Raw genomic sequence first — 26,967 nt, 5'->3', positions numbered from 1 at the left:
ACTGAGATTGCGGAGCCGGAATGGGCGGAACCGACTCAAGGACGGACAACGTCCTCGTCCATGGCCCGTCTCACTGGTCGGAGGGGGCTAGTGTGTGTTGCTGAGATGGCCAGCGACATCTGTGGGGCAGTCTGTGCGTGAATATCTGCTGACTCTGTGCATCACGGCCGCGGTCACCTATCTGCTGACCGGGCCGGTTCGGAAGTTCGCCATCGTGGCGGGCGCGATGCCGGAGATCCGCGCGCGCGATGTGCACCGCGAGCCCACCCCGCGGCTCGGCGGTATCGCGATGTTCGGCGGGCTGTGCGCGGGGTTGCTGGTCGCCGCTCATCTCACAAACCTCAAGGGCGTTTTCGAGCTGTCCAACGAGCCGCGTGCGCTGCTGTCCGGGGCCGGGCTGATCTGGCTGCTGGGTGTGCTGGACGACAAGTGGGGCGTGGACGCGCTGATCAAGCTGGGCGGCCAGATGATCGCCGCGGGCGTGATGGTGCTTCAGGGCCTCACCATCCTGTGGCTGCCGGTGCCCGGGGTGGGCCCGGTCTCGCTGACCCCCTGGCAGGGCACCCTGCTCACGGTCGCGCTCGTGGTGATCACCATCAACGCGGTGAACTTCGTGGACGGCCTGGACGGTCTGGCCTCGGGCATGGTGTGCATCGCGGCCGCGGCGTTCTTCATGTACGCGTACCGCATCTGGTACGGCTACGGCCTGGAGGCGGCCGCCCCCGCGACCCTGTTCGCCGCCATTCTGATGGGGATGTGCCTGGGCTTTCTGCCGCACAACATCCACCCCGCCCGGATCTTCATGGGCGACTCCGGCTCGATGCTCATCGGTCTGGTGCTGGCGGCCGGCGCGATCTCGATCACCGGTCAGGTGGACCCGGACGCGATGAAGCTGTTCGCCGGCTCCGAGACCGCCGCGGTGCACGCCACCGTCCCGGTCTACATTCCGCTGCTGCTGCCGCTGACCGTGATCGCGGTGCCGTTCGCCGATCTGGTGCTGGCCATCGTCCGCCGCACCTGGCGCGGCCAGTCGCCGTTCGCCGCGGACCGCGGCCATCTGCACCACCGGCTGCTGGAGATCGGCCACTCGCACAGCCGCGCGGTGCTGATCATGTACTTCTGGTCGGCGCTGATCGCGTTCGGCGCCGTGGCGTACTCGGTGAACTCGGTCAGCATGTGGTTCGTGCTCTCGATCGTGGGGCTGAGCGCGGTGGGCCTGGTCCTGCTGCTCCTGCCGCGGTTCACCCCGCGGGTGCCGCACTGGGCGGAGCGCTTCGTTCCGCCTCGGTACCGCCGCCGTCGGAACCGGATCGCCGCGGCCGCGCGGGAGGTCGCACCGGAGGCGTCGACCGGAGCGCCGGGGTGTGATGCGGCGGCCGAGCCGGTGGGCCGGATCCCGGCCGGGGTCAATGGGGCCACCGCGATCGGCGACCGCTCCCGGTTCACCCAGCATGGGGCAACTCCCAGCGGTAGCTGGGAGAGGAAGATCCGTAGCTCTCGGTAGCGGGGATATTCGGCGGTCATCGCCGTCAACGTGAGATATGCTCCATAACCCCCCCGTGTGATGTGCAGCACATCCGGCAGGTAAAGACCTCATCAAATAGTTTGTGATACCGTTCACGAAAACCCGGTGCCAGAGCCGAAGGGCCGTAGTGCGACTGTCCTTCGTCGTGAGGTTCCTTTGATCCCCGGGGATACGCTCGTCAACGACGAACCGTTGCTTCCGACTCTTGCCGGAGAACCCTTCATGCAGTCCAACGACGCCCGAACGCTCCTGCAGTGTGCCGTGCCCACCGCAGTCGTCGGCGCCGCCGCCATTGCTGTCGGCGCCGTACTCGCCGGTGGCAAGGGCGCGTTGGGGGCCGCGGTCGGGGCGATTCTGGTGATCGCGCTGATGACGATCGACCTGATCGTGTTGATGCGGACCGCCAACAAGCTTCCGCAGATCTTCCAGATGATGGGTCTCGCGCTCTACGCCGTGCAGTTCCTGCTGATGGCGGTGTTCCTCGGCATCTTCAAGGACACCACCCTGTTCAACACCAGGGCCTTCGCCTTCTCGCTGCTCGCCGCGACGCTGATGTGGATCACCGCGCAGACCCGCGCGCACATGAAGGCCAAGATCTTCTACGTGCAGCCGGAGTCCGAAGACGAACGGACCCCGGCGGGGGAGAAGAAGGTTTCTCCCGCCGGGTCCTCATCGTGATCTGTAGGGCCGGTATAAGGGCACGTCCGCTCACCTGCTATCGTCCGGTGCCATCTGAGGCACAGCGGGCGCAGGTGGCTGAACCCCCGGATTCCACGGGACGGAATCGGCGGCCCATGCAGCTGCTGCCCGCCGACCACACCGGACTTGTGCCGACAAGCCGCCCCCACATTCGCAAGACCAGTCCAGTGCCGTTCCGTGGCCATGCGCCGCGCCGACACAACGAGGTTGCCGTACCCATGCGCCACGCTGAAGGAGCTCGCGGTGAGTCCTGACCAGACACTCGCCTTCGAGACCGATTGCCACATCTTCGACGGGTGCGGCTTCCCGGCCCCAGGGCTCCACTCATTCACGTTCGAGCCGATCGCCACCATCGGCGGCTTCGAGCTCAACAAACCGATCCTGCTGGCTCTGCTGGGCACCGTGGTCGTGGTGGTCTTCTTCTGGGCCGCCTTCGGTAAGGCCAAGATCGTCCCCGGCAAGCTGCAGATGATCGGCGAGGCGGGCTACGACTTCGTGCGCCGCGGTGTCGTCTACGAGGCCCTGGGCAAGAAGGAGGGCGACAAGTACGTCCCCCTCATGGTCTCGCTGTTCTTCTTCATCTGGATGATGAACCTCTGGTCGGTCATCCCGCTCGCCCAGTTCCCGGTGACGTCGATCATCGCCTTCCCGGCCGGCCTCGCCGCGATCGTCTACATCCTGTGGGTCAGCCTGACCTTCAGGAAGCACGGCTTCGTCGGCGGCTGGAAGAACATCACCGGCTACGACAAGTCGCTGGGCGCGGTGCTGCCGCTGGTGATGGTCCTGGAGACCTTCTCCAACCTGCTCATCCGGCCGTTCACCCACGCCGTCCGGCTCTTCGCGAACATGTTCGCGGGCCACGTCCTGCTGCTGATCTTCACGATCGCCAGCTGGTACCTGCTGAACGGGATCGGCATCGCGTACGCGAGCGTCTCGTTCGTGATGGTCATCCTGCTGACCATGTTCGAGCTGTTCATCCAGGCCCTTCAGGCCTACGTCTTCGTCCTGCTGGCCTGCACGTACATCCAGGGCGCTCTCGCCGAGCACCACTGAGCCACCGGCCAGTTCCCGTCCTAAAAGGCGTCCGGTGGCCAACCCCCACCGGTCCGTGAAAGAGAAGGAAGAAACGGCATGTCCGCTCTCCAGACCCTCGCTGCCGACGCTGTCCAGATCAAGGGCAACCTCGGCTCGATCGGCTACGGCCTCGCGGCCATCGGCCCCGGCGTGGGCGTCGGCATCATCTTCGGTAACGGCACCCAGGCGCTGGCCCGTCAGCCCGAGGCGGCCGGTCTGATCCGCGCCAACCAGATCCTCGGCTTCGTGCTCTGTGAGGCGCTCGCCCTGATCGGTCTGGTCATGCCGTTCGTCTACCCGTACAAGTGACCGCTGCGAACGACCGGTCCAACGGACGAAAGGCAATGATGTGAACGCCTTGACATTCCTGGCGGCTGATGACCCGGAGAACCCGCTTCTCCCGCCGATCCCAGAGCTCGTCATCGGCCTCATCGCCTTCGCCATCGTCTTCTTCTTCTTCGCCAAGAAGCTCCTCCCGAACATCAACCGGGTTCTGGACGAGCGCCGTGCGGCGATCGAGGGCGGCATGGAGGAGGCCGAGGCCCGTAAGGCCGAGGCCCAGCAGGTCCTCGAGGACTACCGCGCTCAGCTCGCCGACGCTCGTCACGAGGCCGCGCGGCTGCGCCAGGAGGCGCAGGAGCAGGGCGCCGCGCTCATCGCCGAGATGCGCGCGGAGGGTCAGCGGCAGCGTGAGGAGATCATCGCCGCGGGCCACGCCCAGATCGAGGCCGACCGCAAGCAGGCGGCGCAGACGCTGCGCCAGGACGTGGGCAAGCTCGCCACCGACCTGGCCGGCAAGCTCGTCGGCGAGTCCCTGGAGGACGTCGCCCGGCAGAGCCGCGTGATCGACCGGTTCCTCGATGAGCTCGAGACGAAGGCCGACGCCGCGGCCGAGACGAAGGCCGAGGCCGGCCGATGAACGGAGCGAGCCGCGAGGCACTGGCCGCAGCGCGCGAGCGCTTCGACGCGCTGACGGACAGCACCTCCGTCGACGCCGCGAAGCTCGCGGACGAGCTGGCCGCCGTCACCGCGCTGCTCGACCGCGAGGTCTCGCTGCGCCGGGTCCTCACCGACCCGGCGCAGCCCGGCGAGGCCAAGGCCGAGCTGGCCGCGCGCCTGCTGTCCGGCCAGGTCGGCGGCGAGGCCATCGACCTGGTCTCCGGCATGGTCCGGTCCCGCTGGTCGCGCTCGCGCGACCTGGTGGACTCCATCGAGGAGCTGGCGTCCGCCGCCGACCTCGTGGCGGCCCAGCGGGCCGGCGCCCTCGACGGCGTGGAGGACGAGCTGTTCCGGTTCGGCCGGATCATCTCCTCGTCCACCGAGCTGCGGTCGGCGCTGACCGACCGGGTCGCCACCACCGCGGCGAAGGTCACGCTGGTGCGCGAGCTGCTGGGCGGCCGGGTCAATCCGGCCACCGAGCGGCTGGTCGCGCGTCTTGTGACCCAGCCACGGGGACGTAGCCTGGAAGCGGGGCTGGACGGCCTCTCGCGGCTCGCCGCGGCCCGCCGCGACCGCCTGGTCGCGGTGGTGACTTCGGCTGTGCCGCTCAGTGACCAGCACAAGCAGCGTCTCGGTGCGGCTCTGGCGAAGCTGTACGGCCACAAGGTGCACCTCAACCTGGACGTGGACCCCGAGGTCCTCGGCGGGATCGAGGTACGCGTCGGCGACGAGATCATCGACGGCACCATCGCCGACCGCCTGGGCGAGGCGGCCCGGCGGATGGCCGGCTGACCCAGGCCGAACCAACTCAAAAGCCAACTCAACAAGCATGTAAGCGGCCCGAGTTGGGCCGTAGTCAGATACTTCGGGCCCAACAAGGAGAGCAGGGAACCCAGATGGCGGAGCTCACGATCCGGCCGGAGGAGATCCGGGACGCGCTGGAGAACTTTGTCCAGGCGTACAAGCCGGACGCGGCCTCGCGCGAGGAGGTCGGTACGGTCACCGTTGCCGGCGACGGCATCGCGAAGGTCGAAGGTCTTCCCTCGGCCATGGCGAACGAGCTGCTGAAGTTCGAGGACGGCACCCTCGGCCTCGCGCTCAACCTGGAAGAGCGCGAGATCGGCGCGGTCGTCCTCGGTGAGTTCAGCGGCATCGAGGAGGGCCAGCAGGTGCAGCGCACCGGCGAGGTGCTCTCGGTAGCCGTCGGCGAGGGCTACCTCGGCCGCGTCGTCGACCCGCTGGGCAACCCGATCGACGGCCTCGGCGAGATCGAGACCGAGGGCCGCCGCGCCCTCGAGTTGCAGGCCCCCACGGTCATGCAGCGCAAGTCGGTGCACGAGCCGATGGAGACCGGCTACAAGGCCGTCGACGCGATGACCCCGATCGGCCGTGGCCAGCGTCAGCTGATCATCGGCGACCGGCAGACCGGCAAGACCGCGCTGGCCGTCGACACGATCATCAACCAGCGCGACAACTGGCGCTCGGGCGACCCGAAGAAGCAGGTCCGCTGCATCTACGTCGCCATCGGCCAGAAGGGCTCCACCATCGCCGGCGTGCGCGGCGCGCTGGAGGAGGCCGGCGCCCTGGAGTACACGACGATCGTCGCCGCCCCGGCGTCCGACCCGGCGGGCTTCAAGTACCTGGCCCCCTACACCGGCTCGGCCATCGGCCAGCACTGGATGTACCAGGGCAAGCACGTCCTGATCGTCTTCGACGACCTGTCCAAGCAGGCCGACGCCTACCGCGCCGTCTCGCTGCTGCTGCGCCGCCCGCCGGGCCGCGAGGCGTACCCCGGTGACGTCTTCTACCTGCACTCCCGGCTGCTGGAGCGCTGCGCCAAGCTCTCCGACGACATGGGTTCCGGTTCGATGACCGGTCTGCCGATCGTCGAGACCAAGGCCAACGACGTCTCGGCGTTCATCCCGACCAACGTCATCTCCATCACCGACGGCCAGTGCTTCCTGGAGTCCGACCTGTTCAACGCCGGCCAGCGCCCGGCTCTGAACGTCGGTATCTCGGTCTCCCGCGTCGGTGGCTCCGCTCAGCACAAGGCCATCCGGCAGGTCTCCGGCCGGCTCCGGGTGGACCTCGCCCAGTTCCGTGAGCTCGAGGCGTTCGCCGCCTTCGGCTCCGACCTGGACGCGGCCTCCAAGGCTTCGCTGGAGCGCGGTTCGCGCATGGTCGAGCTGCTCAAGCAGCCGCAGTACGCCCCGTACGCCACCGAGGACCAGGTCGTCTCCATCTGGTCCGGCACCACCGGCAAGATGGACGACGTGCCGGTCGAGGACATCCGCCGCTTCGAGCGCGAGCTGCTGGACTATCTGCACCGTGAGCACAAGGGCCTGATGACCAGCATCGTCGAGGGCGGCAAGATGTCCGACGACACCATCGGCGCGCTGGGCGAGGCCGTCGACAGCTTCAAGCGCCAGTTCGAGACCTCGGACGGCAAGCTGCTGGGCGAGGGCTGAGCATGGGTGCCCAACTCCGGGTCTACAAGAGGCGGATCAAGTCCATCTCTGCGACCAAGAAGATCACCAAGGCGATGGAGATGATCGCCGCCTCGCGCGTCGTCAAGGCGCAGCGCCAGGTGGCCGCGTCGACTCCGTACGCCAGTGAGCTCACCCGGGCGGTGGGCGCGGTGGCCACCGGCTCCACCACCCAGCACCCGCTCACCACCGAGGCCGAGCGTCCGACCCGGGCCGCGCTGCTGCTCATCACCAGCGACCGCGGTCTGGCCGGCGGCTACTCCTCGAATGTGATCAAGGCGGCCGAGCAGGCCACCCGTACCCTCACCGAGCAGGGCAAGGAGGTCGACACCTACATCGTCGGCCGCAAGGGTGTCGCCTACTACGGCTTCCGCGAGCTCAAGGTCACTCAGTCGTGGACCGGGTTCACCGACAACCCGACCTACGCGGACGCCAAGAACATCGCGGGCCCGCTGATCGAGGCCGTGCAGCAGAACACCGCCGAAGGTGGCGTGGACGAGCTGCACATCGTCTACACCGAGTTCGTCTCGATGCTGACGCAGACGCCGGTCGACCACCGGCTGCTGCCGCTGAGCATGGAGAAGACGGCGGAGGAGACGGCGGCGAAGGGTGTCATCGCGCCGCTGTACGAGTTCGAGCCGTCGTCGGAGGAGGTGCTCGACGCGCTGCTGCCGCGGTACGTCGAGTCCCGTATCTACAACGCCCTGCTGCAGGCCGCGGCGTCCAAGCACGCGGCCACCCGCCGGGCGATGAAGTCGGCGACCGACAACGCCGAAGAGCTCATCAAGTCGCTCACGCGGCTTGCCAACGCGGCCCGCCAGGCCGAAATCACCCAGGAAATCAGCGAGATCGTCGGTGGCGCGAGCGCCCTGGCCGACGCCTCTGCGGGGAGTGACTGACAACTATGACCACCACTGTTGAGCCGACCGCTCCTGCCGGCGTGGCCACTGGCCGCGTCGCGCGGGTCATCGGCCCGGTCGTCGACGTGGAGTTCCCCGTCGACGCGATGCCGGAGATCTACAACGCCCTGAAGGTCGAGGTCATCGACCCCTCCGAGGAGGGCAAGACCAAGACGCTCACCCTCGAGGTCGCCCAGCACCTCGGCGAGGGCCTGGTACGCGCCATCTCCATGGAACCCACCGACGGCCTGGTCCGCCAGGCCCCGGTGACCGACACCGGTGACGGCATCACCGTCCCGGTCGGTGACATGACCAAGGGCCGGGTGTTCAACACCCTGGGCAAGATCCTCAATGAGCCCGAGGCCGAGTCCGAGGTCACCGAGCGCTGGTCGATCCACCGCAAGGCCCCGGCCTTCGACCAGCTCGAGTCCAAGACCGAGATGTTCGAGACCGGTCTGAAGGTCGTCGACCTGCTGACCCCGTACGTCAAGGGCGGCAAGATCGGTCTGTTCGGCGGCGCGGGCGTCGGCAAGACCGTCCTCATCCAGGAAATGATCGTCCGTGTGGCCAAGCTGCACGAGGGCGTTTCCGTGTTCGCCGGCGTCGGCGAGCGCACCCGTGAGGGCAACGACCTCATGGTCGAGATGGAGGAGGCCGGCGTTCTCGACAAGACCGCGCTGGTCTTCGGCCAGATGGACGAGCCCCCGGGCACCCGTCTGCGGGTCGCCCTGGCCGGTCTGACCATGGCGGAGTACTTCCGCGATGTGCAGAAGCAGGACGTGCTGTTCTTCATCGACAACATCTTCCGCTTCACCCAGGCCGGTTCCGAGGTCTCGACCCTGCTCGGCCGGATGCCCTCCGCGGTGGGCTACCAGCCGAACCTGGCCGACGAGATGGGCATCCTCCAGGAGCGCATCACCTCGACCCGCGGTCACTCGATCACCTCCATGCAGGCGATCTACGTCCCCGCGGACGACCTGACCGACCCGGCCCCGGCGACCACCTTCGCGCACCTCGACGCGACGACGGTGCTCTCCCGTCCGATCTCGGAGAAGGGTATCTACCCGGCGGTGGACCCGCTGGACTCCACCTCCCGGATCCTGGACCCGCGTTACATCTCGCAGGACCACTACGACTGTGCTTCGCGGGTCATCTCGATCCTGCAGAAGTACAAGGACCTGCAGGACATCATCAACATCCTCGGCATCGACGAGCTCGGCGAGGAAGACAAGCTCACCGTCTTCCGCGCCCGCCGTATCGAGCGCTTCCTGTCGCAGAACACCCACGCGGCGAAGCAGTTCACCGGTGTCGACGGCTCGGACGTGCCGCTGGACGAGTCGATCGCCGCGTTCAACGCGATCGCCGACGGTGAGTTCGACCACTTCCCGGAGCAGGCGTTCTTCATGTGCGGTGGTCTGGAGGACCTGAAGAAGAACGCCAAGGAGCTGGGCGTCTCCTGAGCCCGGTCTTCTGAAGTGCGGTCTTCGGAAGCCTGGTCTTCTGAAGCCCGGTCTTCCTGACCCCGAGGTCACCGGAGAGGGGTGGGCCGCGTCCCACCCCTCTCCGTACGCCCGTTATCCTTTGACGAAAGCCCTGTCGCCCCCGGCAGGTGGAGACCCGAGGAGCCACGTTGGCTGCTGAGCTGCATGTCGAGCTGGTCGCGGCGGACCGTAGTGTCTGGTCCGGCAAGGCCACCTTGGTCATCGCGCGCACCACATCCGGTGACATCGGCGTCATGCCCGGCCACCAGCCGCTGCTCGGTGTGCTGGAGTCCGGCCCGGTGACCATTCGCACAAGCGAGGGCGGAACGGTCATCGCCGCGGTCCACGGCGGCTTCATCTCGTTCTCGGACGACAAGCTCTCGCTGCTCGCCGAGATCGCGGAGCTGTCCGACGAGATCGATGTCAAGCGGGCGGAGCGGGCGCTGGAGCGTGCCAAGTCGGAGGCGGACGCCGCCGCCGAGCGGCGCGCCGACGTCCGGCTGCGCGCTGTGGCGGGAGTGCACTGAAGCCTGTCACGAACGGTCGAAACCCTCAGCCGCGGGCCGCGTGGGAAGTTGTCCACGCCGGTCCGCGGCTGAGGCGATGCAGGTGCGGTTTTTCCGGATGACGCGAGGAGGTCGGTGAAGATGGCCCTCGCTCTGCTTGTGTGCGGCGTGGTCGTAGCGCTGGTGGTCGTGGGACTCTTCGTCTTCGGTCTTCGGCGGCGGCTGATCCAGCGGTCCGGCGGAACCTTTGACTGCTCACTGCGGTGGAACGCGCCCGAGGGCGAGACCGAACCGGAGCCCAGCGGCAAGGGCTGGGTGTACGGGGTCGCCCGCTACAACGGTGACCGGATCGAGTGGTTCCGGGTCTTCTCCTATGCGCCCAGACCGCGCCGGGTGCTGGAGCGCGCCTCGATCGAGGTGCTGGAGCGGCGTACGCCCAAGGGCGAGGAGGAGCTGGCGCTGCTCTCCGACGCCGTGGTGCTGGCGTGTCTGCACAGCGGCACCCGGCTGGAGCTGGCGATGAGTGAGGACGCGCTGACCGGCTTCCTCGCCTGGCTGGAGGCCGCCCCGCCGGGGCAGCGGGTCAACGTGGCGTGAGATTGCGTAACGCGACGTAAAAGGTTGCTGAAGAGCGCGCCAGGGAGGCTGGGCGCGTTTTGTCATGCCCGGATTTGCTCCTGGGCCAGCACCGCCGCCTGCACCCGGCTGCGCAGCCCCAGCTTGCCCAGCACCCTGCTGACGTGGGTCTTCACGGTGGCCTCCGCCATGGCGAGGTGGTCGGCGATCTCGGCGTTGGACAGGCCCTGGCCCAGCGCGCCCAGCACCTCGCGTTCGCGCGGGGTGAGCGAGGCGAGCGCCGCCGGGTCGGCGGTCGGGGCCACCGGTGCGGACTGCGGGCGGGCGAACTCGGCGATCAGACGGCGGGTCACGGCCGGGGCGATCATGCCCTCGCCGCGGGCCACCGTCCGTACGGCCTCCAGCAGACCGGCCGCGTCGCTGTCCTTGAGGAGAAAGCCCGCGGCCCCGGCGCGCAGGGCGCCGAAGACATATTCGTCGAGGTCGAAGGTGGTCAGGATCAGCACATCGGCCAGCTGTTCTGCGACGATCTCGCGGGTGGCCGAAACCCCGTCCAGACGCGGCATCTGAATGTCCATCAGCACCAGGTCGGGGCGCAGCTCGCGGGCCAGGTGTACGGCCTGCTCGCCGTCGGCCGCCTCCGCGACCACCTCCATGTCCGGCGCGGACCGCAGGATGAGCACCAGCCCGGCCCGTACGGCCAGCTGATCCTCGGCGACGACCACCCGGATCCTCGTCGGCCCCGCCCCGCTCGCCCCGTCGTACTGCTCCTTCACCGTGTCATGGCTCCTTTGCCGTCGAGGGGCAGCACCGCCCGTACCCGCCACACCGCGCCGGACGGCCCGGTGTGCGGGCCCGCTTCGAGGGTGCCGCCGAGCAGCGAGACGCGTTCGCGCATCCCGATGAGGCCCATACCGGAGCCGGGCGCGCGGGGGCCGGGGTGGGCGTCGCCGGGGCGGGTGTCGTACGGGCTGGTGACACCGACCTCCAGGACGCCGCCCGCCACGGGCCCGTCGGCGTGCTGGGCGAGGCGTACGGTCACCTCGCCGGGCGCCGCGTGCTTGAGGGTGTTGGTCAGGGACTCCTGGACGATGCGGTACGCGGCCAGCTCGACCGGCGTGGGAAGCGCGGCGCCGCCCGGCGGGCGCTCGTCGCACAGCGTGAACTTGAGCCCGCTGACGGAGGTGGCGTCCGAGCGGGCGCGCTCGACCAGCGCGTCGAGCGCGTCGAGGGTGGGTGCCGCGGTGGGCTCCGGCTCCCCGTCGGCGTCGCGCAACAGCTCGATGAGGCGGCGCATTTCGGCCAGGCCCAGCACGCTGTTCTCCCGGATGACGGTGAGCGCCTGATCGGTCGCGGCGGCGTCGCCCAGGGACAGCGCGGCGGTGGAGTGGATGGCGATGGCCGACAGATGCCCGGCGACCCGGTCGTGCAGCTCACGGGCCATCCGGCCGCGTTCGGCCACCACGGCCTCCCGCCGGTCCAGTTCGGCGAGCAGGGCCGTCCGCTCGGCCTCAAGACGGGCGGCCTCGGCGGCCTCCTGGTGATTGCGCACGATCGCCCCGGTGCCGGCTGGGGCGAAGGTGAGCAGGGCGGTGACCAGGCCGATGAACAGCGACTCGGGGGTGCGCAGCAGCGCCAGCGGCACGACCGTGGCGACCACGGTGGTCGCCGCACACGCGGGCGGCAGTCGCCGGGCCAGGGAGGCCGGTCCGTAGAGGACCGCCGCGTACACCAGGTCCGTGTACATCAGGACGGTCGCGATGAGCGAACCGCCGCACAGGTCCACGGCGAGGGCGGCGGTGCCGAGCGCCAGGGCGGTGCCCGGGGCCACGCGGCGCAGCAGTTCGGCGAGCGCCATGGCGGCCAGCGCGGTGACCGTCGACCACTGGGGCAGCGTGATGGGCGACAGCTCGCCGAGATACACCCCGCCGCGCAGCCCGAGCCCCATCAGCAGCAGTCCACCGATCAGCCCGCCCGCCGCGATGGCGACGTCGACGCGGTGCGGCGGCGGCAGTCTGGGCGGCATGGGTCCATCACAACACGCGGCCACCGTGCCTGCCTCCGCTTCGGGACGAGTCCGGGGGCGCGCGGCGTACATCGAAGGATGCAGTCCGGTCTCGTCGTCGCCGACGACGCGGCGGCCCGGATCGCGCGGGACGGTAGGGGGACAGGCAGGAGAAGGGAGAACGGGCCGTGATCGTGGGACTGATCGTCGCCAGCGAGGTCGGCTTCTGGGTGGTGCTGCTCAGCGGCCTGTGTGTGCGGTACGTCCTGCGGAAGCCACGGGCCGGGGCGGCGCTGCTGGCCTGTGTGCCGCTGCTGGACGTGGTGCTGCTGGCCGCGACCGTGATCGACCTGCGGCGGGGCGCCGAGCCGTCGACCGCGCATGGGCTGGCCGCGGTCTACCTCGGCTTCTCCATCGCGTACGGGCACTACATGATCAATTGGGCGGACGGGCGCTTCGCCCACCGGTTCGCCGGTGGGCCGCCCCCGGTCAAGCCGCCCAAGTACGGCGCGGCGCGGGTGCGGCACGAGTGGCGGCTGTGGCGGATGACGCTGATCGCCGCGGTGATCGCGGTGGCCGTGCTGCAGCTGTGCATCTGGCTGATCGGCGACGGGGACCGCAGCGAACCGATGGTGGCGTGGCAGGGGCAGATGCTGACGGTCGCGGGCATCCATCTGCTGGTCGCCGTCGGCTACACGGTCTTGCCACCGAAGGAGAAGAAGCGAGCAGACGAGGGGGACCGGGGCCGGCCCCGGTCCCTCACCGAGCGGTGATCAGCGGTTCTCGCCGGGCACCCACAGCACGTCCCCGACCTCCTTGTTGGCCGTCCGGGCCAGGATGAACAGCAGGTCGGAGAGGCGGTTGAGATAGGTGGCGGTGAGCGGATTCATGGACTCCGTGTACTCGTCGAGCGCCGCCCACGTGGAGCGCTCAGCGCGGCGTACGACGGTGCACGCCTGGTGCAGCAGGGCCGCACCGGGCGTGCCGCCGGGGAGGATGAAGCTGCGCAGCTTCTCAAGACCTTCGAGGAAGAGGTCGCAGTCCGCCTCCAGCTTGTCGATATAGCTCTGCTCGACGCGCAGCGGCGGGTGTGCGGGGTTCTCGACGACCGGGGTGGACAGGTCCGCGCCCACGTCGAACAGGTCGTTCTGGACGCGGACCAGTACGTTGACGATCTCCGGGGGCAGCGCCCCCAACGCGATGGCCACCCCGATCGCGGCGTTCGCCTCGTTCGCGTCGGCGTACGCCGCGATCCGCGGGTCGGTCTTGGCGGTGCGGCTCATATCGCCGAGGGCCGTGGTGCCCTTGTCCCCGGTGCGCGTATAGATGCGGGTGAGTCTGACCATGGGCCCGAGCCTACGCGCGGGGGACGGAGAACAGGCGCTACGCCCCCGCCTTGCGGAACACCCGGGTGCCGACCGTCATCGAGACCGCGCACAGGGCGAGTCCGACCAGCGCGCCGAGGCCGACGGTGTCCCAGGCGTAGTCCCCGACATACGCGGCGCGCACCGCGTCCACCAGGTAGCGGAACGGGACGCAGCGCGAGACGGCGTCCAGCCAGCCCGGCGCCAGGGCCATCGGCAGCAGAACGCCGGAGAGCAGCATCGCGGGCATGTTGACGGTGCTGATGACCGGGGCGAACCCCTGCGGGCTGTCGACCCGCATGGCCAGGGCGTACGACAGCGAGGCCAGCGAGATGGTGAGCAGGCCGACGAAGACGAAGCCCACGACCACCCCGAGCACCGGAGCGCGCAGCCCCAGGGCGACCCCGGCGATCACCAGGACGAGCGACTGGACCAGCAGCTGGAGCACGTCCTTGAGCGCCCGGCCCAGCAGCAGCGCGAGCCGGCTGACCGGGGTGACCCGCATCCGCTCGATCACCCCGAACTGCTTCTCGAGGAGGATGCCGAAGCCCGCGAACGCGGCGCTGAACAGGCCGAGTTGGATGAGCAGTCCGGGGACCAGCGTCTGCCACGAGTCGCCCTCGCCGCCGAGCGGGACGTCGTGCAGCAGCGGGCCGAAGAAGACGAGGTAGAACATGGGCTGCAGCAGCCCGAAGACCACGCCGACCTTGGAGTTCAGGGCCTGGCGCAGATAGCGGCCGAAGATCAGGCCGGTGTCGGAGAGCAGGTTGGACACGGCGTAAGGCTCCTGGGTCGCTAGACGGCGAGCGGGGTGACGTCGGGCTGTGCGGAGCCGCGCCCGGTGATGGCGATGAAGGCGTCCTGGAGGGTGGCGCCGGGCGACCCGCCGTACTCGGCCTTGAGGGCGGCGGCGGTGCCCTCGGCGACCACCGTGCCCTTGTCGACGATGACGAGCCGGTCGGCGAGCGCTTCGGCCTCGTCGAGGTAGTGGGTGGTCAGGAAGACCGTCATGGCGTGGCCAGATGAGCGTGTCTCAGGGCGCTGCGCGGGCTGGACTGAGGAGCCGCGCAGCGACGGAGGAGCGAGCAGTGACGAGGGAAGCTCGCGCGTAGGAGCGCCCTGAGACTGAGCGGGGAGAGGAGCGCGCAGTCGGCGGATCAGGTCCCACAGGTCGGCGCGGCTGCCCGGGTCGAGTCCGGTGGACGGCTCGTCGAGGAAGAGGACCGCCGGGCGGTGGGTGAGGCCCATGGCGATGTCGAGGCGGCGCCGCTGGCCGCCGGACAGGGCGCCGCATTTGCGGTCCAGCAGCTCGGTGAGGCCGAGTTCGGCGGCCAGTTCCTCGGCGCGGGCCGCGGCTTCCGCCTTGCCGAGCCGGTACAGCCGGCCCTGGGTGACGAGTTCTTCGCGGACGGAGACGGACGGGTCGACGCCGCCGGACTGGGCGACGTACCCGATCTTCCGGCGCACCCCCGCCGGGTCGCGGGCGAGGTCGCAGCCGGCGACGGTCGCGGCCCCGCCGGTGGGCGGGAGCAGCGTGGTGAGCATGCGCAGGGTCGTGGTCTTACCCGCGCCGTTGGGACCGAGGAAGCCCAGGATCTCGCCCGGCCTGACGGTGAGGTCGATGCCGCGGACGGCCTCGACGGGGCCGTGCTTGGTCTGGAAGGTCCGGGCGAGCCCGGCCGTGCTGATGACAGGCATGCGCCTAGAAAAGCAGGGACACTTAAATTTTGCAACGACCCCAAAAATCCATAGACCCCAACGAAGCTAGGATGGGGGCATGGCGGAAGGGCTCAGGGAGCGGAAGAAGCGGCAGACCAGGCAGCACATCTCGGACATGGCCACCGCGCTCTTCCTGGAGCACGGCTTCGACGCGGTCACCATCGCCGCGGTCGCCGAGGTCGCGGACGTCTCGGTCAACACCGTCTACAACTACTTCCCCGCCAAGGAAGACCTCCTCTTCGACCGCGAGGAAGAGGTCGTCGAGCGCCCTTCGCTGCTCGTACGGGAGCGCGGGGAGGGCACCTCGGCGGTGCGGGCGGTGCTGGCCCGGCTGCGCCAGGACGTCGCGGAGCGGAACCCGTACGCCGGGATGGACCCGGGCTACGCGCGCTTCATGCGGGTCGTCCAGGAGTCGCCGACGCTGATGGCCCGGCTGCTGCGGATGCAGGGCCGGACCGTCGACCGGCTCGCCGCCACCCTGCGCGAGGAGACGGGGGCCGCCCCGGACGACCCGACACCCGAGTTCATCGCCCACCAGGTCATTGGCATGCAGAACGCCGTGCACCGCAGCATCGCGCGCTGCCACGCCGCGGGCGGCGCCCCGGAGCAGACCTCCGTGGAGGTGCTGCGCCAGATCGACGTCATGGAGTCGCTGCTCAGTGATCGCGTGCTCAACTATGCGGCGAAGAACACACCGTGACGCGCCTTACTAGGGGCTGCCAGGAGACGTGAACGGGCGTTAAGGTCCGGCCATTGGCGTCAGTTACGCAACGTACGAAAGGACGTGAACGTGGCCAGGAAGCTCGTGGTCATCGGGGCCGGACTCATGGGATCCGGCATCGCGCAGGTCTCCGCCCAGGCGGGCTGGGACGTCGTGCTCCGTGATGTGACCGATGAGGCGCTGCGCCGCGGCACGGACGCGATCCGCGCCTCGTACGACAAGTTCGTCGCCAAGGGCAAGCTGGACGCCGAGGCCGCCGAGCAGGCCCTGGCGCGCATCACCACCACGACCGAGCTGGACGCCGCCGCCGACGCGGATGTCGTCGTGGAGGCCGTCTTCGAGAAGATCGAGGTCAAGCGGGAGATCTTCCGCACCCTCGACGGCCTGGTCAAGGACGAGACGATTCTCGCCTCCAACACCTCGGCCATCCCCATCACCAAGATCGCGGCGGCCACCGAGCGCCCCGAGCGGGTCGTGGGCACCCACTTCTTCTCGCCCGTGCCGATGATGCAGCTGTGCGAGCTGGTGCGCGGATACAAGACCAGCGACGAAACCCTCGCCGCCGCACGGGAGTTCGCCGAGAGCGTCGGCAAGACCTGTATCGTCGTCAACCGCGACGTCGCGGGGTTCGTCACCACCCGTCTGATCTCCGCGCTCGTCGTCGAGGCGGCCAAGCTGTACGAGTCCGGGGTGGCCACGGCCGAGGACATCGACACCGCGTGCAAGCTGGGCTTCGGCCATGCGATGGGACCCCTCGCGACGGCCGACCTGACCGGCGTGGACATCCTGCTGCACGCCACGGAGAACATCTACACCGAGTCCCAGGACGAGAAGTTCGCGCCGCCGGAGGTCATGCGCCGCATGGTCGACGCCGGTGACATCGGACGGAAGAGCGGCGGCGGGTTCTACCGCTACTGACCCGGACTGATTCGGACTGACCCGGACCGACCGTCCGCCGGCCCGGTCCCGCCCGTACGGCCATCCTGCCCCTGTTGCGCATCTCAAACGCAATCAGGGGCAGGTGCACCCTTGCGGGTGAATTCGGTATCGGTTCGCTTACAAGCGGCAACTTCACCGCATGAGACACAGTCAATTCGATAGACCAGATTGACTCATGGGAGACAGGGGGCCATCCCGGCGACAGCCGGGGGAGCACCGCATAGGGGAGCGCATATGCACATCAGGGGCGACCACGCCGAGCTCGTCGTCGGGGGCCGACTCGACGTCCGGAGCGCGGCGGACGCCCGTACGGCCTTGCACACCGCCCTGGAATCCGGCGGCGGGGACCTCGTACTCGACCTGACCGAGCTCGACTCCTGGGACGCCACCGGGCTCGGCGTGATCATGGGGGCGCACCGGAAGGCCGGCCGAGCGGGTCGGCGGCTGGTACTGCGCGGGGTGCCGCCCCAGATGCAGCGGCTGCTGGTGGCCACCCGGCTGCACCGGATCCTGGCCATCGAGGGCGGACTCGAAGCGGAGTCGCTGCCGCGGGTGTGAGCGCCGGCGCGGGTGTCCGGGGCGGCGGGTGTTCGGGGCGGCGCGAGCGGGCTCCACGTCGGTGGATACTGTGTGGAGATCTAGGGTTCGGTAAGCGTGCGGACAGGCCGGAAGCTTGGACGGTACGCCACGCATCTGGGGGGCTTTCACCATGGATCCGACGAACCGCGGACCCGAAGAGCACGGCCGTGACACCCCGACCCCGCACCCGGCGGAGAGCGGCAGCCCCGCGCCCGTGCGCACGGTCCAGCTGGTCTCCGGCGACCACCTGCTGACGATCAACCCGGTCGACGGCAGCGAGATAGAGCCCTGCCCGCCCGGCCGGCGGCCCGCCCGCCCCGAGCGCCGCGGCCCCGACGACCGCGCCGAGCTGCGCCGGGCCGCCGCCCCGCCGCTGCCCGCGGGGGCGGTGGCCTTCGAGGTGCCGATGCTGGAGCGCGAGGACGAGCGCGAGCGCCTGGCGCGGCTGCTCGCCCGCGGCCGGTCGGTGCGGGTCACCGGGCCCTCCGGCGCGGGCCGCAGCACGCTGCTGGACGCCGTCGCCGCGGACTGCGAGGACCTGGCACCCGACGGGGTCGTACGCCTCTCCGGCTACCGCCGCACCGCCACCGACCTGCTGTACGAGCTGTACGCCGCCGTCTACCGCGCCCCCCTGTACCGCCCCGGCCGCCCGGAGCTGCTGGCGGCGGTCGCGGAGATCGGCGCGGTCGTCGTGCTGGACGACATCGAGTTCGGCGGCGCCGTGCTGGACGAGTTCCTGGACGCGACGCCCGAGTGCGCCTTCCTGATCTCCGCCACCCCGGCCGTCGCGGCCCCCTCCACCGAGTCGCACCTGGAAGAGGTCTTCCTCTCCGGGCTGAGCCGCACCGGGTCCCTGGATCTGCTCGAGCGGGCCGTACGGCGCCCGTTGGCGGAGGACGAGCGGGACTGGGCCGCGGACCTGTGGTTCGAATCCGAGGGGCTGCCGCTGCGGTTCATCCAGGCGGGCGCGCTGCTGCGGCAGCGCGACGCACTGCGGGGCGAGGCTTCCGGCTCTGCTGAGGTCTCAGGTTCTGCTGGGGCTTCAGGCTCCGCTGAGGGGTCCGGTTCTGCCGGGGCTTCGGGCTCGGCCGGGGACCCGGGCGCGGCGGATGACGCCTCCGCCGAGGCCGGCGTACGGGACGCCACCACTCTGCCGACGCTCGCCGAGGGCGCGGCCCCCGTCGCGCTGATCGCCTCCCGGCTGAGCGAGGCGGCCCAGGACACCCTGCGGTTCGCGGTCGCGCTCGGCGGCGAGTGCCCGCACCAGACGCATCTGCCCGCGCTGGCCGGGGACACCCACGCCGACGCGGCGCTCGTCGAGCTGATCGCCGGCGGCCTGGTCACGCCCGCGGGACCGCACTACCGGCTGGCGGTCGGCGTGGCCGACCAACTCGCCGCCGTCGGCTACGCGGACGGGACGGCCGAGCGGGCGGGCGCCGTCGCCCGGCACTACGCCTGGTGGGCCGGCCACCCCTCGGTCGCCCCGGAGCGGGTCGCCGTCGAGGCCGACGCGGTCCTCAGCGCCATGGCCGCCCTGGTCGCCGCCCGCGAGGCGGGCCGCGCCGAGACCGCCGTACTGCTGGCCCGCAGCGCCACCCCCGCCTTCGCCGCCGCGCTCCACTGGGGCGCCTGGGAGCGCGCCCTGCGCCACGGCCAGGAGGCCGCGCGGCTGGCCGGACAGGTCGCGGAGGAGGCGTACTTCCACCACGAGCTGGGCGTCCTCGCGCTGTGCACGGGCAATCTGGACCGGGCGCGGGCCGAGTTGGAGGCGTCCATCGGGCTGCGCGGCGTACTGGCCGACAAGCGCGGCACGGTCGCGGGCCGGCGCGCCCTGGCCCTGGTCACCGACCGCTCCGGCGGCCCGGCGGCGGTCGGCGTCTTCGCCGCGCCGGGCGGGCGTACGACGGCGGGCGAGGAGGTCACGGAGGCGCGCCACGACGAGTCGGCCTCCCCGCCCGGTGGGGTGCCCGCGGCGCGGCAGGACCCGGCCGACACCGAGATCACGGTCGTCACGCCGCGGGTCGAGACGACCGAACGCCTCAGCCGCACCGACGTGCTCGCCGCGGTCGGCACCGGCGGCACCGGCGGCACGGGGGGCGGCGGTACGGGCGGCGCGGGCGGTATCGGCGGTCCCGGCAGCCAGGCCGGCGGCCCCGGCGGCGGCAGGGCCCCGCACGGCCGCCGCTTCGCGGCGCTCACCGGCGCCCGGCGCAACCTGGTCGCGGCGGGCGCGGGCGCCCTGCTCGTGGCCGTCCTCGGCACGGTGGTGACGATCGGCGTCACCTCGGGCGACGGGGACAAGGGCTCCGCCGACACCGTCAAGCCGAGCGAGTCGACCTCCCGTAAGGCCGACGACGACAAGGGGGTGACCGCCGAAGAGCCCACGAGCGGCGTGGGCGAGAGCGGGCAGCCGGGCCCCAGCGGCGTCCCCGGGGCGCCCACGTCCCCGTCCACGCTCGGCAGTGGCTCGCCCAGCGCCTCGCAGAGCCCGACCGCCTCGTCGTCCAGCGGCGCGGCGTCGCCGACGGGCGAGCCGACGACGACCCCGCCCACGTCCGGGTCCACCACGCACACCCCGACCCACCGCCCGACGACGCCGACCACCCCGCCGACCACCCCCACCACCAAGCCACCCACCACGCCGCCGACCACTCCGCCCACCAGCTCCACCACGAGCCCCGGAGGCGACACCACGAACACGGCCAGCGGCCCGGCGACCACGGCGAGCAGCTCCACGTCCGCCGCCCCGACGTCGTCGGCTTCGTCGATGTGACAGCACCCGATACGCCACGCGGCGCGGCCCGGCGATGCCGGACCGCGCCGCGTGGCGTATCGGGCCTCAGAACAGCCGCAGCTTGTCGTCCTCGATGCCGCGCAGTGCGTCGTAGTCCAGGACGACACAGCCGATGCCGCGGTCCGTGGCGAGCACTCGCGCCTGGGGCTTGATCTCCTGCGCCGCGAAGATCCCCTTCACCGGGGCCAGATGCGGATCGCGGTTGAGCAGTTCGAGATAGCGGGTCAGCTGCTCCACCCCGTCGATCTCCCCGCGCCGTTTGAGTTCCACCGCGACGGTGCCGCCGTCGGCGTCCCGGCAGAGAATGTCCACGGGGCCAATGGCAGTGGGGTATTCACGCCGAATAAGCGTCCAGCCATCGCCAAGTGTCTCGATACGGTCGGCCAGCAACTCCTGCAGATGGGCTTCCACGCCATCCTTGATCAGACCGGGGTCCACCCCGAGTTCATGCGAGGAGTCGTGCAGCACTTCCTCCATGGTGATGATGAGTTTCTCGCCCGCTTTGTTCACCACCGTCCACACGTCGCCGTCGCCCTCCTTGAGGGTGCACGGCGGAGACATCCAGTTGAGGGGTTTGTAGGCCCTGTCGTCCGCGTGGATGGAGACACTGCCGTCGGCCTTGATGAGGATCAGACGGGGTGCCGAGGGGAGGTGGGCGGTGAGCCGGCCGGCGTAGTCCACGGAGCAACGGGCGATGACGAGACGCATGGTCGGCAACGCTACTCGACGGCGGGTGGCCTACGCGATTCGTCCGACGCCGGGCCCCTGTGGGGGTGGCTGGTTGTGCACGCATTCTCCTGGTGCGCCCACAGTGGCCGATTACCGTTGAAGCGGGCGGTCGTCATGCGGGTACGCTCCGTCGCCGTCCGCTCATCCGTCCCTGAGACCCTCGTCACGGGGGTCGCGAGAGGAGAATCCATGTCGCTCGACGTCTCACCGGCCCTCCTTGCCCAGGCCGAGCGAGGCGAGGTCGACGAAGTCGACTTCGTCGACTGCGTCCGGAACTCCCTGCCCTACGCATGGGAGATGATCAGCTCTCTGGTGGCCCAGTTGAAGATCGACGGCGGGGAATTCGCCGACAATCAGACACCGCCGCCGGACGAGCAGGCCCGCGGTCAGCTGCTGCGGGCACTCGCGAGCGACGCGATACGAGGCGCGCTGCAGCGCCACTTCGGGGTGCGACTGGCCTTCCAGAACTGCCACCGGGTGGCGGTGTTCCCGTTGGACGGGTCGTCCGACGAGAGACTGGCGCGCTTCACCTCGCCGCGCGGTCAGCTGCTGAACCAGTCACCCGAGCTGCGCGACTGCTGACCGGATTGTCCGCTGCCGCTCCACGAGGGGGAGGTGTTCAGCGCCGCATCAGCCAAGGTTTGCCCCGCTCGCCGCCCTGGCACGCCGCCCCCAGGCTTCGCCCGGGAGGTGCCCCCGGCTGCGTCGCCGAATCGTCCGAGTAGGCCCGCCCCCAGCCTTCGGCCGGGCGGTGCCCCCGGAGGCCGATCCGGCGCCTTGCAGCTGACCGCACCAGGACGCCTCGCTACCGGGCAAACCTTGACTGACGCGGCACTGGCGCGCGCAGGACTTTTTTACACGAGGTCTTCAGTGCAGGAGCGGCAGCACCTCGGCGCCCAGCCGGCGCACATTCTCCTCCGTGGCCGCCAGCTCTCCCGAGCCCTCGACCAGCAGCGCGAAGCGGCGGATACCGGTGCGCTCCGCCGTCGCCGCCAGCCGGTCCGCGCACAGCCGCGGCGGCCCGACCGGGTGCAGCCCGCACAGCAGCTCGGCATAGGCGAGCGGATCGCGCATCCGGCGCGGTCGTCCGTCCACCGTCACATGCGCGTCAAGGCCCTGGCGCAGCCAGCCGGGCATGGCCTTGACGAGGGTCTCCGCCGCGACGGGGCGGGCGTCCGCGATCTGCACCACCCCCGCCGAGACATGCTCTTCGGCCACCGCCGCGACCTCCTCCGGGGAGCGGCCCGCGGCCAGCGCGGATTCTCGCCACAGCCCGACCGCCTCGGCCTTCTCATCGTCCCCGCAGTGCATCCCCAGCATCATGGGCAACCCGCGCTCGGCGGCCAGCCGCACGGTGCCCGGTGACGTACAGGCCACGATCACCGGGGGCCCGCCGCCCCTTGCCTCGTCCGCCAGCGCCTCGTCCGCCAGCGCCTCGTCCGTCAGCGCCTCGTCCGTCAGCGCCGCATCGGGCAGCGCCTCGTCGGGCCGTGGTACGACCGGCACCTCGCGGAAGGTGAACCGCTCCCCGTCCGCGCCGACCCGTGGCTCGCGCAGCCAGCGCAGCAGCAGGTCGAGCGATTCGGGGAAGTCCCGCTCGTACGCCCGCAGACCGGTGCCGAACACCTCCAGGTCCACCCAGGGCCCGCCCCGGCCGACGCCCAGCGTGAAGCGCCCCCCGGAGACGAGGTGGAGCAGCGCGGCCTGCTCACCCAGCGCTACGGGGTGCGCGGTCGGCAGCACGCTCACGGCCGTGCCGACGCCTATCCTGCGCGTACGGCCGAGCAGCAGCGCGGCGAGCGTGACGGCGGACGGACAGACGCCGTACGGGACGAAGTGGTGCTCGGCGAGCCACACCGCGTCCAGCCCCGCCTCTTCGGAGAGTTGTGCGGACCGTACCGCCCGGTGCAGCGCTTCCCCCTGACCCTGGCCCGGGAATTGAGCGGCGAGGATGAAAGCCCCCACACGCATTGCCATCTGCCTCCTCTTGCGGTCGCCGCCGCCGCCACGGGCACCCTCCCCCGTATAGGCATTAACGCCTGACACGTGCCAAGGGCACGGCCCGGCACGAAGTTTTCATGATGATCGGAGGACGGTTGTGGACACGGCTTTTCGGGACCGTGACGGTAACGCGTACGCTGGTCACAGCCAGTAGCTCCCAGCGTCCTTCGAGGTGCCCCGTGTCCCCACGCCGAAACCGCTCGCGAGGCGGCGAGAAGCCGAACGGCCGCCAAGACGAAGATCGCGCCGACCGCTTTGGGCTGGAGTCGACGCAGAGCTGGCGGGGCGAGGAGTGGGTGGTGCGCCAGATCGGCGGTGGCGCCGCCGCCAAGCACTACCGCTGCCCCGGCTGTGACCAGGAGATCCCGCCCGGTGTGCCGCATATCGTGGCCTGGCAGCAGCACAGCGGCGTGGACGACCGCCGCCACTGGCACAAATCCTGCTGGAACGCGAGAGACCGCCGGAGCGCGAAGCTCCAGCGGTCCCGTAACGCGCCGAGGCATTAGCCGGCGGTTCAGCAGGTGCGGTTCAGCAGGTATCGGCCTGCTGCACGCGCCGGTCAGACGTCGCGCTGCTCCAGCAGCGCGTACGCCGCGATGAACGCCGCGGCCGTGACCCCGGCCAGCAGCCCCAGCTGGGACCAGCCGGTGCCGAGTTCGTCGTCGATCTGGAAGAGCGCGGCCAGCGAGTTGGGAGAGGAGTACTTCTGCATCTTCTCGCCCAGGGTCTGCAGGCTGCTCGACATCATCAGGAAGGCGGGGAGGATCGCGGGGAGCAGCACCACACCGAGCATCGCGGTGATCGCGCCGGCCGAGTGGCGCAGCATGCTGCCGACCGCGAGCGAGAGCAGCCCGAGCAGCGAGACATACAGCCCGGCGCCCACGGTCGCCCCGAACATCTGCTTACCGGTCGGCTCCATGACCTCCGCCCCGCTGTGCATCCCCGTGCTCGCCAAGGCCACAAGCCCGAGCGCGGCGGTGGTGGTCAGGAAGGAGACCAGGAAGAAGACGAGCGCCTTCGCGGTCAGCACGCGTGAGCGCTGCGGCGAGGCGGTGAAGGTGGTGCGGATCATCCCGGTGCCGTACTCGGAGGAGACGACCAGCACACCGAGCGTCACAATGCACAGCTGGCCGAGCAGCGTGCCGAACAGGCCGGGGATGGTGGTGGGGGTGGTGGAGTAGTCGCTGTCCTTGGTGCCCGACGCCACGAGCAGCCCGATGCCGATGACCAGCGCGGCCATGATGCTCAGCGTCCAGATCGTCGAACGCACCGACTTGATCTTGGTCCACTCGGAGGCGATCGCATGCCCCAGGTGCGTACGCCGGATCGGGATCGGCGAGGTGTACCCGGCGGGGGCGGCGGCGTAGGACTGCTGCGGTGCGCCCTGCACACCCGGCGCGCCACCCGGCATGCCCGGCTGCGGGGCTTGCACGCCCGGCTGCTGGGGCTGCATGGCCGGCTGGTGGGGTGCCTGCTGCGGGGCGGCAGGCATGCCCGGCGCACCCGGTACGCCCTGCGGCTGCGGGGCCTGCTGGGGCGGCTGCGGCGGGGCGGACGGCTGGGCAGCCTGGGCCTGCTGCTGGTACGGAGGGGTCGTCATCGGGCGTCCTCGCTGTCGCGCTTGTTCATGTCGGCGGGGGCCGGCGCGGCGGCCGGAGCGGGAGGAGCGGCCGGCGGCTGCGCGGGGGCGGCGGGCTGCTGCGGTGCGCCCTGCCCGACGAGCGGCTGCTGCGGCTGCCAGGGGGCCTGGCCTGGAGCGGGCTGGCCGGGCGCGAGCTGGCCTGGAGCGGGCTGGCCCGGGGCGAACTGGCCCTGGGGAGCGGGCGGCGGGTTGTAGCCCGGCATGGAGCCCACGGGCGGGTAGCCGGCGGGCGCGCCGCCCGCGGTCGGCGGGGCGTAGCCGTACGGCCCGGCCTGCGGGGCCATGCCCGGTACGGGCTCCTGGAGCCCCGCCCGCTGGTCGGCGGTCGAGCGGTAGTCCACGGCGCCCTGCGTCATCCGCATGTACGCCTCTTCCAGCGACGCCTGGTGCGGGGAGAGTTCCCACAGCCGGACGTCCGCGTCATGTGCCAGATCGCTGATCCGCGGCAGCGGCAGACCGGTCACCCGCAGCGCGCCGTCCTGCTCCGGCAGCACCTGGCCGCCCGCCTCGCTCAGCGCGGCGGTCAGCTTCTCGCGCTGCTCCGTCTCCCCGTCGGGCGTACGCACCCGCGCGAAGTCCGCGGAGTTGTAGGAGATGAAGTCCTTGACGCTCATGTCCGCGAGCAGCTGCCCGCGCCCGATCACGATCAGGCGGTCGGCGGTCAGCGCCATCTCGCTCATCAGGTGGCTGGAGACGAAGACGGTACGGCCCTCGGACGCCAGCTGCTTCATCAGGTTACGGACCCAGAGGATGCCCTCCGGGTCCAGGCCGTTGACCGGCTCGTCGAAGAGCAGCACCTGCGGGTCGCCCAGCAGCGCGGCCGCGATGCCCAGGCGCTGCCCCATGCCCAGCGAGAACCCCTTGGAGCGCTTCCTCGCGACGCTCTGCAGCCCGACCACGCCCAGCACCTCGTCGACCCGGCGGGCGGGAATGCCGGACAGCTGGGCCAGGCACAGCAGGTGCTGGCGGGCGCTGCGGCCGCCGTGCACGGCCTTCGCGTCGAGGAGAGCACCCACCTGACGCGGGGCGTTGGGCAGCTTGCGGAAGGGGTAGCCGCCGACCGTGACATGGCCTGAGGTGGGCTCGTCGAGCCCCAGGATCATGCGCATCGTCGTCGATTTGCCGGATCCGTTGGGCCCCAGGAAGCCGGTGACAGTGCCAGGCCGCACCTGGAACGAAAGGTTGTACACGGCCGTCTTGGCGCCGTAGCGCTTCGTCAGGCCGACTGCCTCGATCATGCTCCGCCCCTCGTGCGATGCGTCCGGGGCGCGTGCCCCCGTGCGGGTAAGGAGGATAACCGCGCGAGGGTGGTTCCCGTTAAGCGAGAGTCGAGAGCGGATCGTAACCGTGCAGCACCCAGCCCTCGTCCGCGAACACCGAGGCGGCCGTCTCGCGCAGCGCGCGGTCCGCCGCCGCGCGCCGGATCCAGGCCCCCGGGTCGGGCCCCAACAGGCCCCGCAGCCGCGCCGAGGACGCCAGCAACCCGGTCAGCAGGGCGCTCTGGTCGCCGCCGCCCGGACGCGGCCTGCCGGAGGGGCGGTCCGGGGCGCCGTCGGGGCCCGCGAGCACCCCCCGCGCGCCGACGTAGAGATACGCGCCGCCCAGCCGCTCCCCGGACGGCAGCACCATCGGGAAGCTCGCGCCGGGCAGCAGGATCCGCCGGTAGTTGGGGAATTCGGTGGCGTCCACCGACGCCAGCTGGGCGGCGTCGAGCCAGCTGACCACCAGCGGGGTCTCGGCCGCCGGATCCGCGTACGGCGCGGTGGCGACGTACCCGTACCGCCCGATATGCGCCGAGCAGCCGACGCCTATGCCGCGCACCCGCACCGGCACCATCGGCACGGCGGCCGGGTGTCCGAGCGCCGTCAGCTTGTGGTGCAGCTGCGCGGGGGAGGCGTTGGAGCCGACCGCGATGACCGGATGGCGCTGCTCCAGGGGCACTTGGCCGAGCCGGGCCAGTACGGCGTCGAGCGGTTCGCGGGGCGGGCCGATGGTTCCCCCGAGTACGGGCCAGCCGCCCGGCCCGCCCGGCGAGGGCGCCAACTCCCACAGCTCGGACCCCGCGAGAAGCGCGGGCGCGGTGACGGGCCGGCCCGGATAGGTCAACGGCCGCAACGCGGGCACATCGTCGAACCCCAGGGCGGCGAGGCTGCGGTCGGTCACAGGGGGAGGTTACGCACCGGGCGGCCCGCCCGTAAGAGGCCGTACACGAGGAGGACACCCAGGACCCGTAACGCCCGCGCCCGATGCGCCGTCATGCGCGTGCCCCGCGCCGCATGAAGCGGGCGC

General features: G+C 70.8%; 28 protein-coding genes. 18 read left to right on the top strand and 10 right to left on the bottom strand.

Annotation, left to right across the window (positions count from 1 at the left end; all coding sequences use genetic code 11):
* Positions 1-133 precede the first annotated feature (133 nt).
* From ACH4U7_RS32325 to ACH4U7_RS32275, 11 genes are all read left to right on the top strand, one after another.
* Positions 134-1,504 carry an MraY family glycosyltransferase gene (locus ACH4U7_RS32325; protein WP_398531311.1) on the top strand — a complete coding sequence of 457 codons (1,371 nt, stop codon included), beginning with the start codon at positions 134-136 and terminating at the stop codon, positions 1,502-1,504.
* Positions 1,505-1,747: 243 nt separating this feature from the next.
* Positions 1,748-2,203, top strand: a complete 456-nt coding sequence (locus ACH4U7_RS32320) for a hypothetical protein (protein ID WP_398531310.1) — start codon at positions 1,748-1,750, stop codon at positions 2,201-2,203.
* A 204-nt stretch (positions 2,204-2,407) separates the two neighbouring features.
* A complete protein-coding gene (atpB, locus tag ACH4U7_RS32315) occupies positions 2,408-3,277 on the top strand; it encodes a F0F1 ATP synthase subunit A (protein ID WP_398531343.1) in 870 nt (289 codons plus the stop codon).
* Between the two features lie 78 nt (positions 3,278-3,355).
* On the top strand, positions 3,356-3,607 hold the full coding sequence (locus ACH4U7_RS32310; RefSeq protein ID WP_351509907.1) for a F0F1 ATP synthase subunit C: 252 nt from the start codon (positions 3,356-3,358) through the stop codon (positions 3,605-3,607).
* Positions 3,608-3,647: 40 nt separating this feature from the next.
* Complete coding sequence (locus tag ACH4U7_RS32305; protein ID WP_398531309.1) at positions 3,648-4,217, top strand: F0F1 ATP synthase subunit B; 570 nt, start codon at positions 3,648-3,650, stop codon at positions 4,215-4,217.
* The gene (locus ACH4U7_RS32300; RefSeq protein ID WP_398531308.1) at positions 4,214-5,029 is read left to right on the top strand and encodes a F0F1 ATP synthase subunit delta; all 816 of its coding nucleotides are present in this window, start codon (positions 4,214-4,216) and stop codon (positions 5,027-5,029) included. Before ACH4U7_RS32305 ends, ACH4U7_RS32300 begins: the two co-directional genes overlap by 4 nt.
* A 104-nt stretch (positions 5,030-5,133) precedes the next feature.
* Positions 5,134-6,705 (top strand): F0F1 ATP synthase subunit alpha, encoded by a 1,572-nt coding sequence (atpA, locus tag ACH4U7_RS32295; RefSeq protein ID WP_398531307.1) that lies wholly within the window; start codon positions 5,134-5,136, stop codon positions 6,703-6,705.
* A 2-nt stretch (positions 6,706-6,707) separates the two neighbouring features.
* A complete protein-coding gene (locus tag ACH4U7_RS32290) occupies positions 6,708-7,622 on the top strand; it encodes a F0F1 ATP synthase subunit gamma (RefSeq protein WP_398531306.1) in 915 nt (304 codons plus the stop codon).
* Between the two features lie 5 nt (positions 7,623-7,627).
* Positions 7,628-9,082 (top strand): F0F1 ATP synthase subunit beta, encoded by a 1,455-nt coding sequence (gene atpD, locus ACH4U7_RS32285; protein ID WP_398531305.1) that lies wholly within the window; start codon positions 7,628-7,630, stop codon positions 9,080-9,082.
* A gap of 170 nt (positions 9,083-9,252) precedes the next feature.
* The gene (locus ACH4U7_RS32280) at positions 9,253-9,630 is read left to right on the top strand and encodes a F0F1 ATP synthase subunit epsilon (protein ID WP_398531304.1); all 378 of its coding nucleotides are present in this window, start codon (positions 9,253-9,255) and stop codon (positions 9,628-9,630) included.
* A 120-nt stretch (positions 9,631-9,750) separates the two neighbouring features.
* Positions 9,751-10,206, top strand: a complete 456-nt coding sequence (locus ACH4U7_RS32275) for a DUF2550 domain-containing protein (RefSeq protein ID WP_089513080.1) — start codon at positions 9,751-9,753, stop codon at positions 10,204-10,206.
* A 62-nt stretch (positions 10,207-10,268) separates the two neighbouring features.
* On the opposite strand, the gene ACH4U7_RS32270 is transcribed toward ACH4U7_RS32275, so the two are convergent.
* Together ACH4U7_RS32270 and ACH4U7_RS32265 are read right to left on the bottom strand one after the other, a co-directional pair.
* Complete coding sequence (locus tag ACH4U7_RS32270; protein WP_398531303.1) at positions 10,269-10,961, bottom strand: response regulator; 693 nt, start codon at positions 10,959-10,961, stop codon at positions 10,269-10,271.
* Entirely contained in the window at positions 10,958-12,211 is a 1,254-nt protein-coding gene (locus tag ACH4U7_RS32265; protein ID WP_398531302.1) for a sensor histidine kinase, read from the bottom strand. The genes ACH4U7_RS32270 and ACH4U7_RS32265 overlap by 4 nt, the downstream gene beginning before the upstream one ends.
* A 167-nt stretch (positions 12,212-12,378) precedes the next feature.
* Here ACH4U7_RS32265 and ACH4U7_RS32260 point away from each other — a divergent pair, with 167 nt between their 5' ends.
* Positions 12,379-12,963: a hypothetical protein gene (locus ACH4U7_RS32260; protein WP_398531301.1), complete on the top strand. Its 585-nt coding sequence runs from the start codon at positions 12,379-12,381 to the stop codon at positions 12,961-12,963.
* Here ACH4U7_RS32260 and ACH4U7_RS32255 read toward each other — a convergent pair whose 3' ends face one another.
* Genes ACH4U7_RS32255 through ACH4U7_RS32245 form a run of 3 tightly spaced genes read right to left on the bottom strand, consistent with a single transcriptional unit; the run spans position 12,964 to position 15,252 of the window.
* On the bottom strand, positions 12,964-13,536 hold the full coding sequence (locus tag ACH4U7_RS32255) for a cob(I)yrinic acid a,c-diamide adenosyltransferase (protein WP_398531300.1): 573 nt from the start codon (positions 13,534-13,536) through the stop codon (positions 12,964-12,966).
* 37 nt (positions 13,537-13,573) lie between these two features.
* Positions 13,574-14,329, bottom strand: a complete 756-nt coding sequence (locus tag ACH4U7_RS32250) for an ABC transporter permease (RefSeq protein WP_358628230.1) — start codon at positions 14,327-14,329, stop codon at positions 13,574-13,576.
* A gap of 20 nt (positions 14,330-14,349) precedes the next feature.
* Entirely contained in the window at positions 14,350-15,252 is a 903-nt protein-coding gene (locus ACH4U7_RS32245) for an ABC transporter ATP-binding protein (protein ID WP_398531299.1), read from the bottom strand.
* A 79-nt stretch (positions 15,253-15,331) separates the two neighbouring features.
* On the opposite strand from ACH4U7_RS32245, the gene ACH4U7_RS32240 reads away from it, so the two are divergent.
* From ACH4U7_RS32240 to ACH4U7_RS32225, 4 genes are all read left to right on the top strand, one after another.
* A complete protein-coding gene (locus tag ACH4U7_RS32240) occupies positions 15,332-15,973 on the top strand; it encodes a TetR/AcrR family transcriptional regulator (protein ID WP_398531298.1) in 642 nt (213 codons plus the stop codon).
* 90 nt (positions 15,974-16,063) lie between these two features.
* On the top strand, positions 16,064-16,912 hold the full coding sequence (locus ACH4U7_RS32235) for a 3-hydroxyacyl-CoA dehydrogenase family protein (RefSeq protein ID WP_398531297.1): 849 nt from the start codon (positions 16,064-16,066) through the stop codon (positions 16,910-16,912).
* A 255-nt stretch (positions 16,913-17,167) separates the two neighbouring features.
* On the top strand, positions 17,168-17,491 hold the full coding sequence (locus ACH4U7_RS32230) for an STAS domain-containing protein (protein ID WP_398531296.1): 324 nt from the start codon (positions 17,168-17,170) through the stop codon (positions 17,489-17,491).
* Positions 17,492-17,642: 151 nt separating this feature from the next.
* Entirely contained in the window at positions 17,643-20,285 is a 2,643-nt protein-coding gene (locus tag ACH4U7_RS32225; RefSeq protein ID WP_398531295.1) for an ATP-binding protein, read from the top strand.
* 66 nt (positions 20,286-20,351) lie between these two features.
* On the opposite strand, the gene nucS is transcribed toward ACH4U7_RS32225, so the two are convergent.
* Positions 20,352-21,014, bottom strand: a complete 663-nt coding sequence (gene nucS, locus ACH4U7_RS32220; RefSeq protein WP_014176358.1) for an endonuclease NucS — start codon at positions 21,012-21,014, stop codon at positions 20,352-20,354.
* 210 nt (positions 21,015-21,224) lie between these two features.
* Between nucS and ACH4U7_RS32215 the strand changes: the two genes are divergently transcribed.
* Positions 21,225-21,617 (top strand): SCO5389 family protein, encoded by a 393-nt coding sequence (locus tag ACH4U7_RS32215; protein ID WP_014176357.1) that lies wholly within the window; start codon positions 21,225-21,227, stop codon positions 21,615-21,617.
* Between the two features lie 285 nt (positions 21,618-21,902).
* Here the strand turns inward: ACH4U7_RS32215 and ACH4U7_RS32210 are convergent, their stop codons facing one another.
* Positions 21,903-23,006, bottom strand: a complete 1,104-nt coding sequence (locus ACH4U7_RS32210; RefSeq protein ID WP_398531342.1) for an LLM class flavin-dependent oxidoreductase — start codon at positions 23,004-23,006, stop codon at positions 21,903-21,905.
* Positions 23,007-23,215: 209 nt separating this feature from the next.
* Between ACH4U7_RS32210 and ACH4U7_RS32205 the strand changes: the two genes are divergently transcribed.
* The gene (locus tag ACH4U7_RS32205) at positions 23,216-23,542 is read left to right on the top strand and encodes an ATP/GTP-binding protein (protein WP_398531294.1); all 327 of its coding nucleotides are present in this window, start codon (positions 23,216-23,218) and stop codon (positions 23,540-23,542) included.
* Between the two features lie 53 nt (positions 23,543-23,595).
* On the opposite strand, the gene ACH4U7_RS32200 is transcribed toward ACH4U7_RS32205, so the two are convergent.
* The 3 genes from ACH4U7_RS32200 to ACH4U7_RS32190 all read right to left on the bottom strand — a co-directional run bounded on the left by ACH4U7_RS32200 (position 23,596) and on the right by ACH4U7_RS32190 (position 26,841).
* Entirely contained in the window at positions 23,596-24,636 is a 1,041-nt protein-coding gene (locus ACH4U7_RS32200) for an ABC transporter permease (RefSeq protein ID WP_398531293.1), read from the bottom strand.
* Positions 24,633-25,916: an ATP-binding cassette domain-containing protein gene (locus ACH4U7_RS32195; RefSeq protein ID WP_398531292.1), complete on the bottom strand. Its 1,284-nt coding sequence runs from the start codon at positions 25,914-25,916 to the stop codon at positions 24,633-24,635. Before ACH4U7_RS32195 ends, ACH4U7_RS32200 begins: the two co-directional genes overlap by 4 nt.
* A 79-nt stretch (positions 25,917-25,995) precedes the next feature.
* Entirely contained in the window at positions 25,996-26,841 is an 846-nt protein-coding gene (locus tag ACH4U7_RS32190) for a hypothetical protein (RefSeq protein WP_398531291.1), read from the bottom strand.
* Positions 26,842-26,967: the final 126 nt, after the last annotated feature.

It is taken from the genome of Streptomyces sp. NPDC020845 (assembly GCF_044334165.1).
Taxonomy (GTDB): domain Bacteria; phylum Actinomycetota; class Actinomycetes; order Streptomycetales; family Streptomycetaceae; genus Streptomyces.
Note: the sequence above shows the minus strand (reverse complement) of the source record. Positions and strands in the feature narration are given on the sequence as shown.

Coding starts and splice junctions, on each gene's coding strand:
- ACH4U7_RS32300 (WP_398531308.1), top strand. CDS start 4,214: ATGAACGGAGCGAGCCGCGAGGCACTGGCCGCAGCGCGCGAGCGCTTC.
- ACH4U7_RS32290 (WP_398531306.1), top strand. CDS start 6,708: ATGGGTGCCCAACTCCGGGTCTACAAGAGGCGGATCAAGTCCATCTCT.
- ACH4U7_RS32215 (WP_014176357.1), top strand. CDS start 21,225: ATGTCGCTCGACGTCTCACCGGCCCTCCTTGCCCAGGCCGAGCGAGGC.
- ACH4U7_RS32200 (WP_398531293.1), bottom strand. CDS start 24,636: ATGACGACCCCTCCGTACCAGCAGCAGGCCCAGGCTGCCCAGCCGTCC.
- ACH4U7_RS32230 (WP_398531296.1), top strand. CDS start 17,168: ATGCACATCAGGGGCGACCACGCCGAGCTCGTCGTCGGGGGCCGACTC.
- nucS (WP_014176358.1), bottom strand. CDS start 21,014: ATGCGTCTCGTCATCGCCCGTTGCTCCGTGGACTACGCCGGCCGGCTC.
- ACH4U7_RS32195 (WP_398531292.1), bottom strand. CDS start 25,916: ATGATCGAGGCAGTCGGCCTGACGAAGCGCTACGGCGCCAAGACGGCC.
- atpA (WP_398531307.1), top strand. CDS start 5,134: ATGGCGGAGCTCACGATCCGGCCGGAGGAGATCCGGGACGCGCTGGAG.
- ACH4U7_RS32225 (WP_398531295.1), top strand. CDS start 17,643: ATGGATCCGACGAACCGCGGACCCGAAGAGCACGGCCGTGACACCCCG.
- ACH4U7_RS32320 (WP_398531310.1), top strand. CDS start 1,748: ATGCAGTCCAACGACGCCCGAACGCTCCTGCAGTGTGCCGTGCCCACC.
- ACH4U7_RS32240 (WP_398531298.1), top strand. CDS start 15,332: ATGGCGGAAGGGCTCAGGGAGCGGAAGAAGCGGCAGACCAGGCAGCAC.
- atpD (WP_398531305.1), top strand. CDS start 7,628: ATGACCACCACTGTTGAGCCGACCGCTCCTGCCGGCGTGGCCACTGGC.
- ACH4U7_RS32275 (WP_089513080.1), top strand. CDS start 9,751: ATGGCCCTCGCTCTGCTTGTGTGCGGCGTGGTCGTAGCGCTGGTGGTC.
- ACH4U7_RS32310 (WP_351509907.1), top strand. CDS start 3,356: ATGTCCGCTCTCCAGACCCTCGCTGCCGACGCTGTCCAGATCAAGGGC.
- ACH4U7_RS32210 (WP_398531342.1), bottom strand. CDS start 23,006: ATGCGTGTGGGGGCTTTCATCCTCGCCGCTCAATTCCCGGGCCAGGGT.
- ACH4U7_RS32265 (WP_398531302.1), bottom strand. CDS start 12,211: ATGCCGCCCAGACTGCCGCCGCCGCACCGCGTCGACGTCGCCATCGCG.
- ACH4U7_RS32245 (WP_398531299.1), bottom strand. CDS start 15,252: ATGCCTGTCATCAGCACGGCCGGGCTCGCCCGGACCTTCCAGACCAAG.
- atpB (WP_398531343.1), top strand. CDS start 2,408: ATGCGCCGCGCCGACACAACGAGGTTGCCGTACCCATGCGCCACGCTG.
- ACH4U7_RS32255 (WP_398531300.1), bottom strand. CDS start 13,536: ATGGTCAGACTCACCCGCATCTATACGCGCACCGGGGACAAGGGCACC.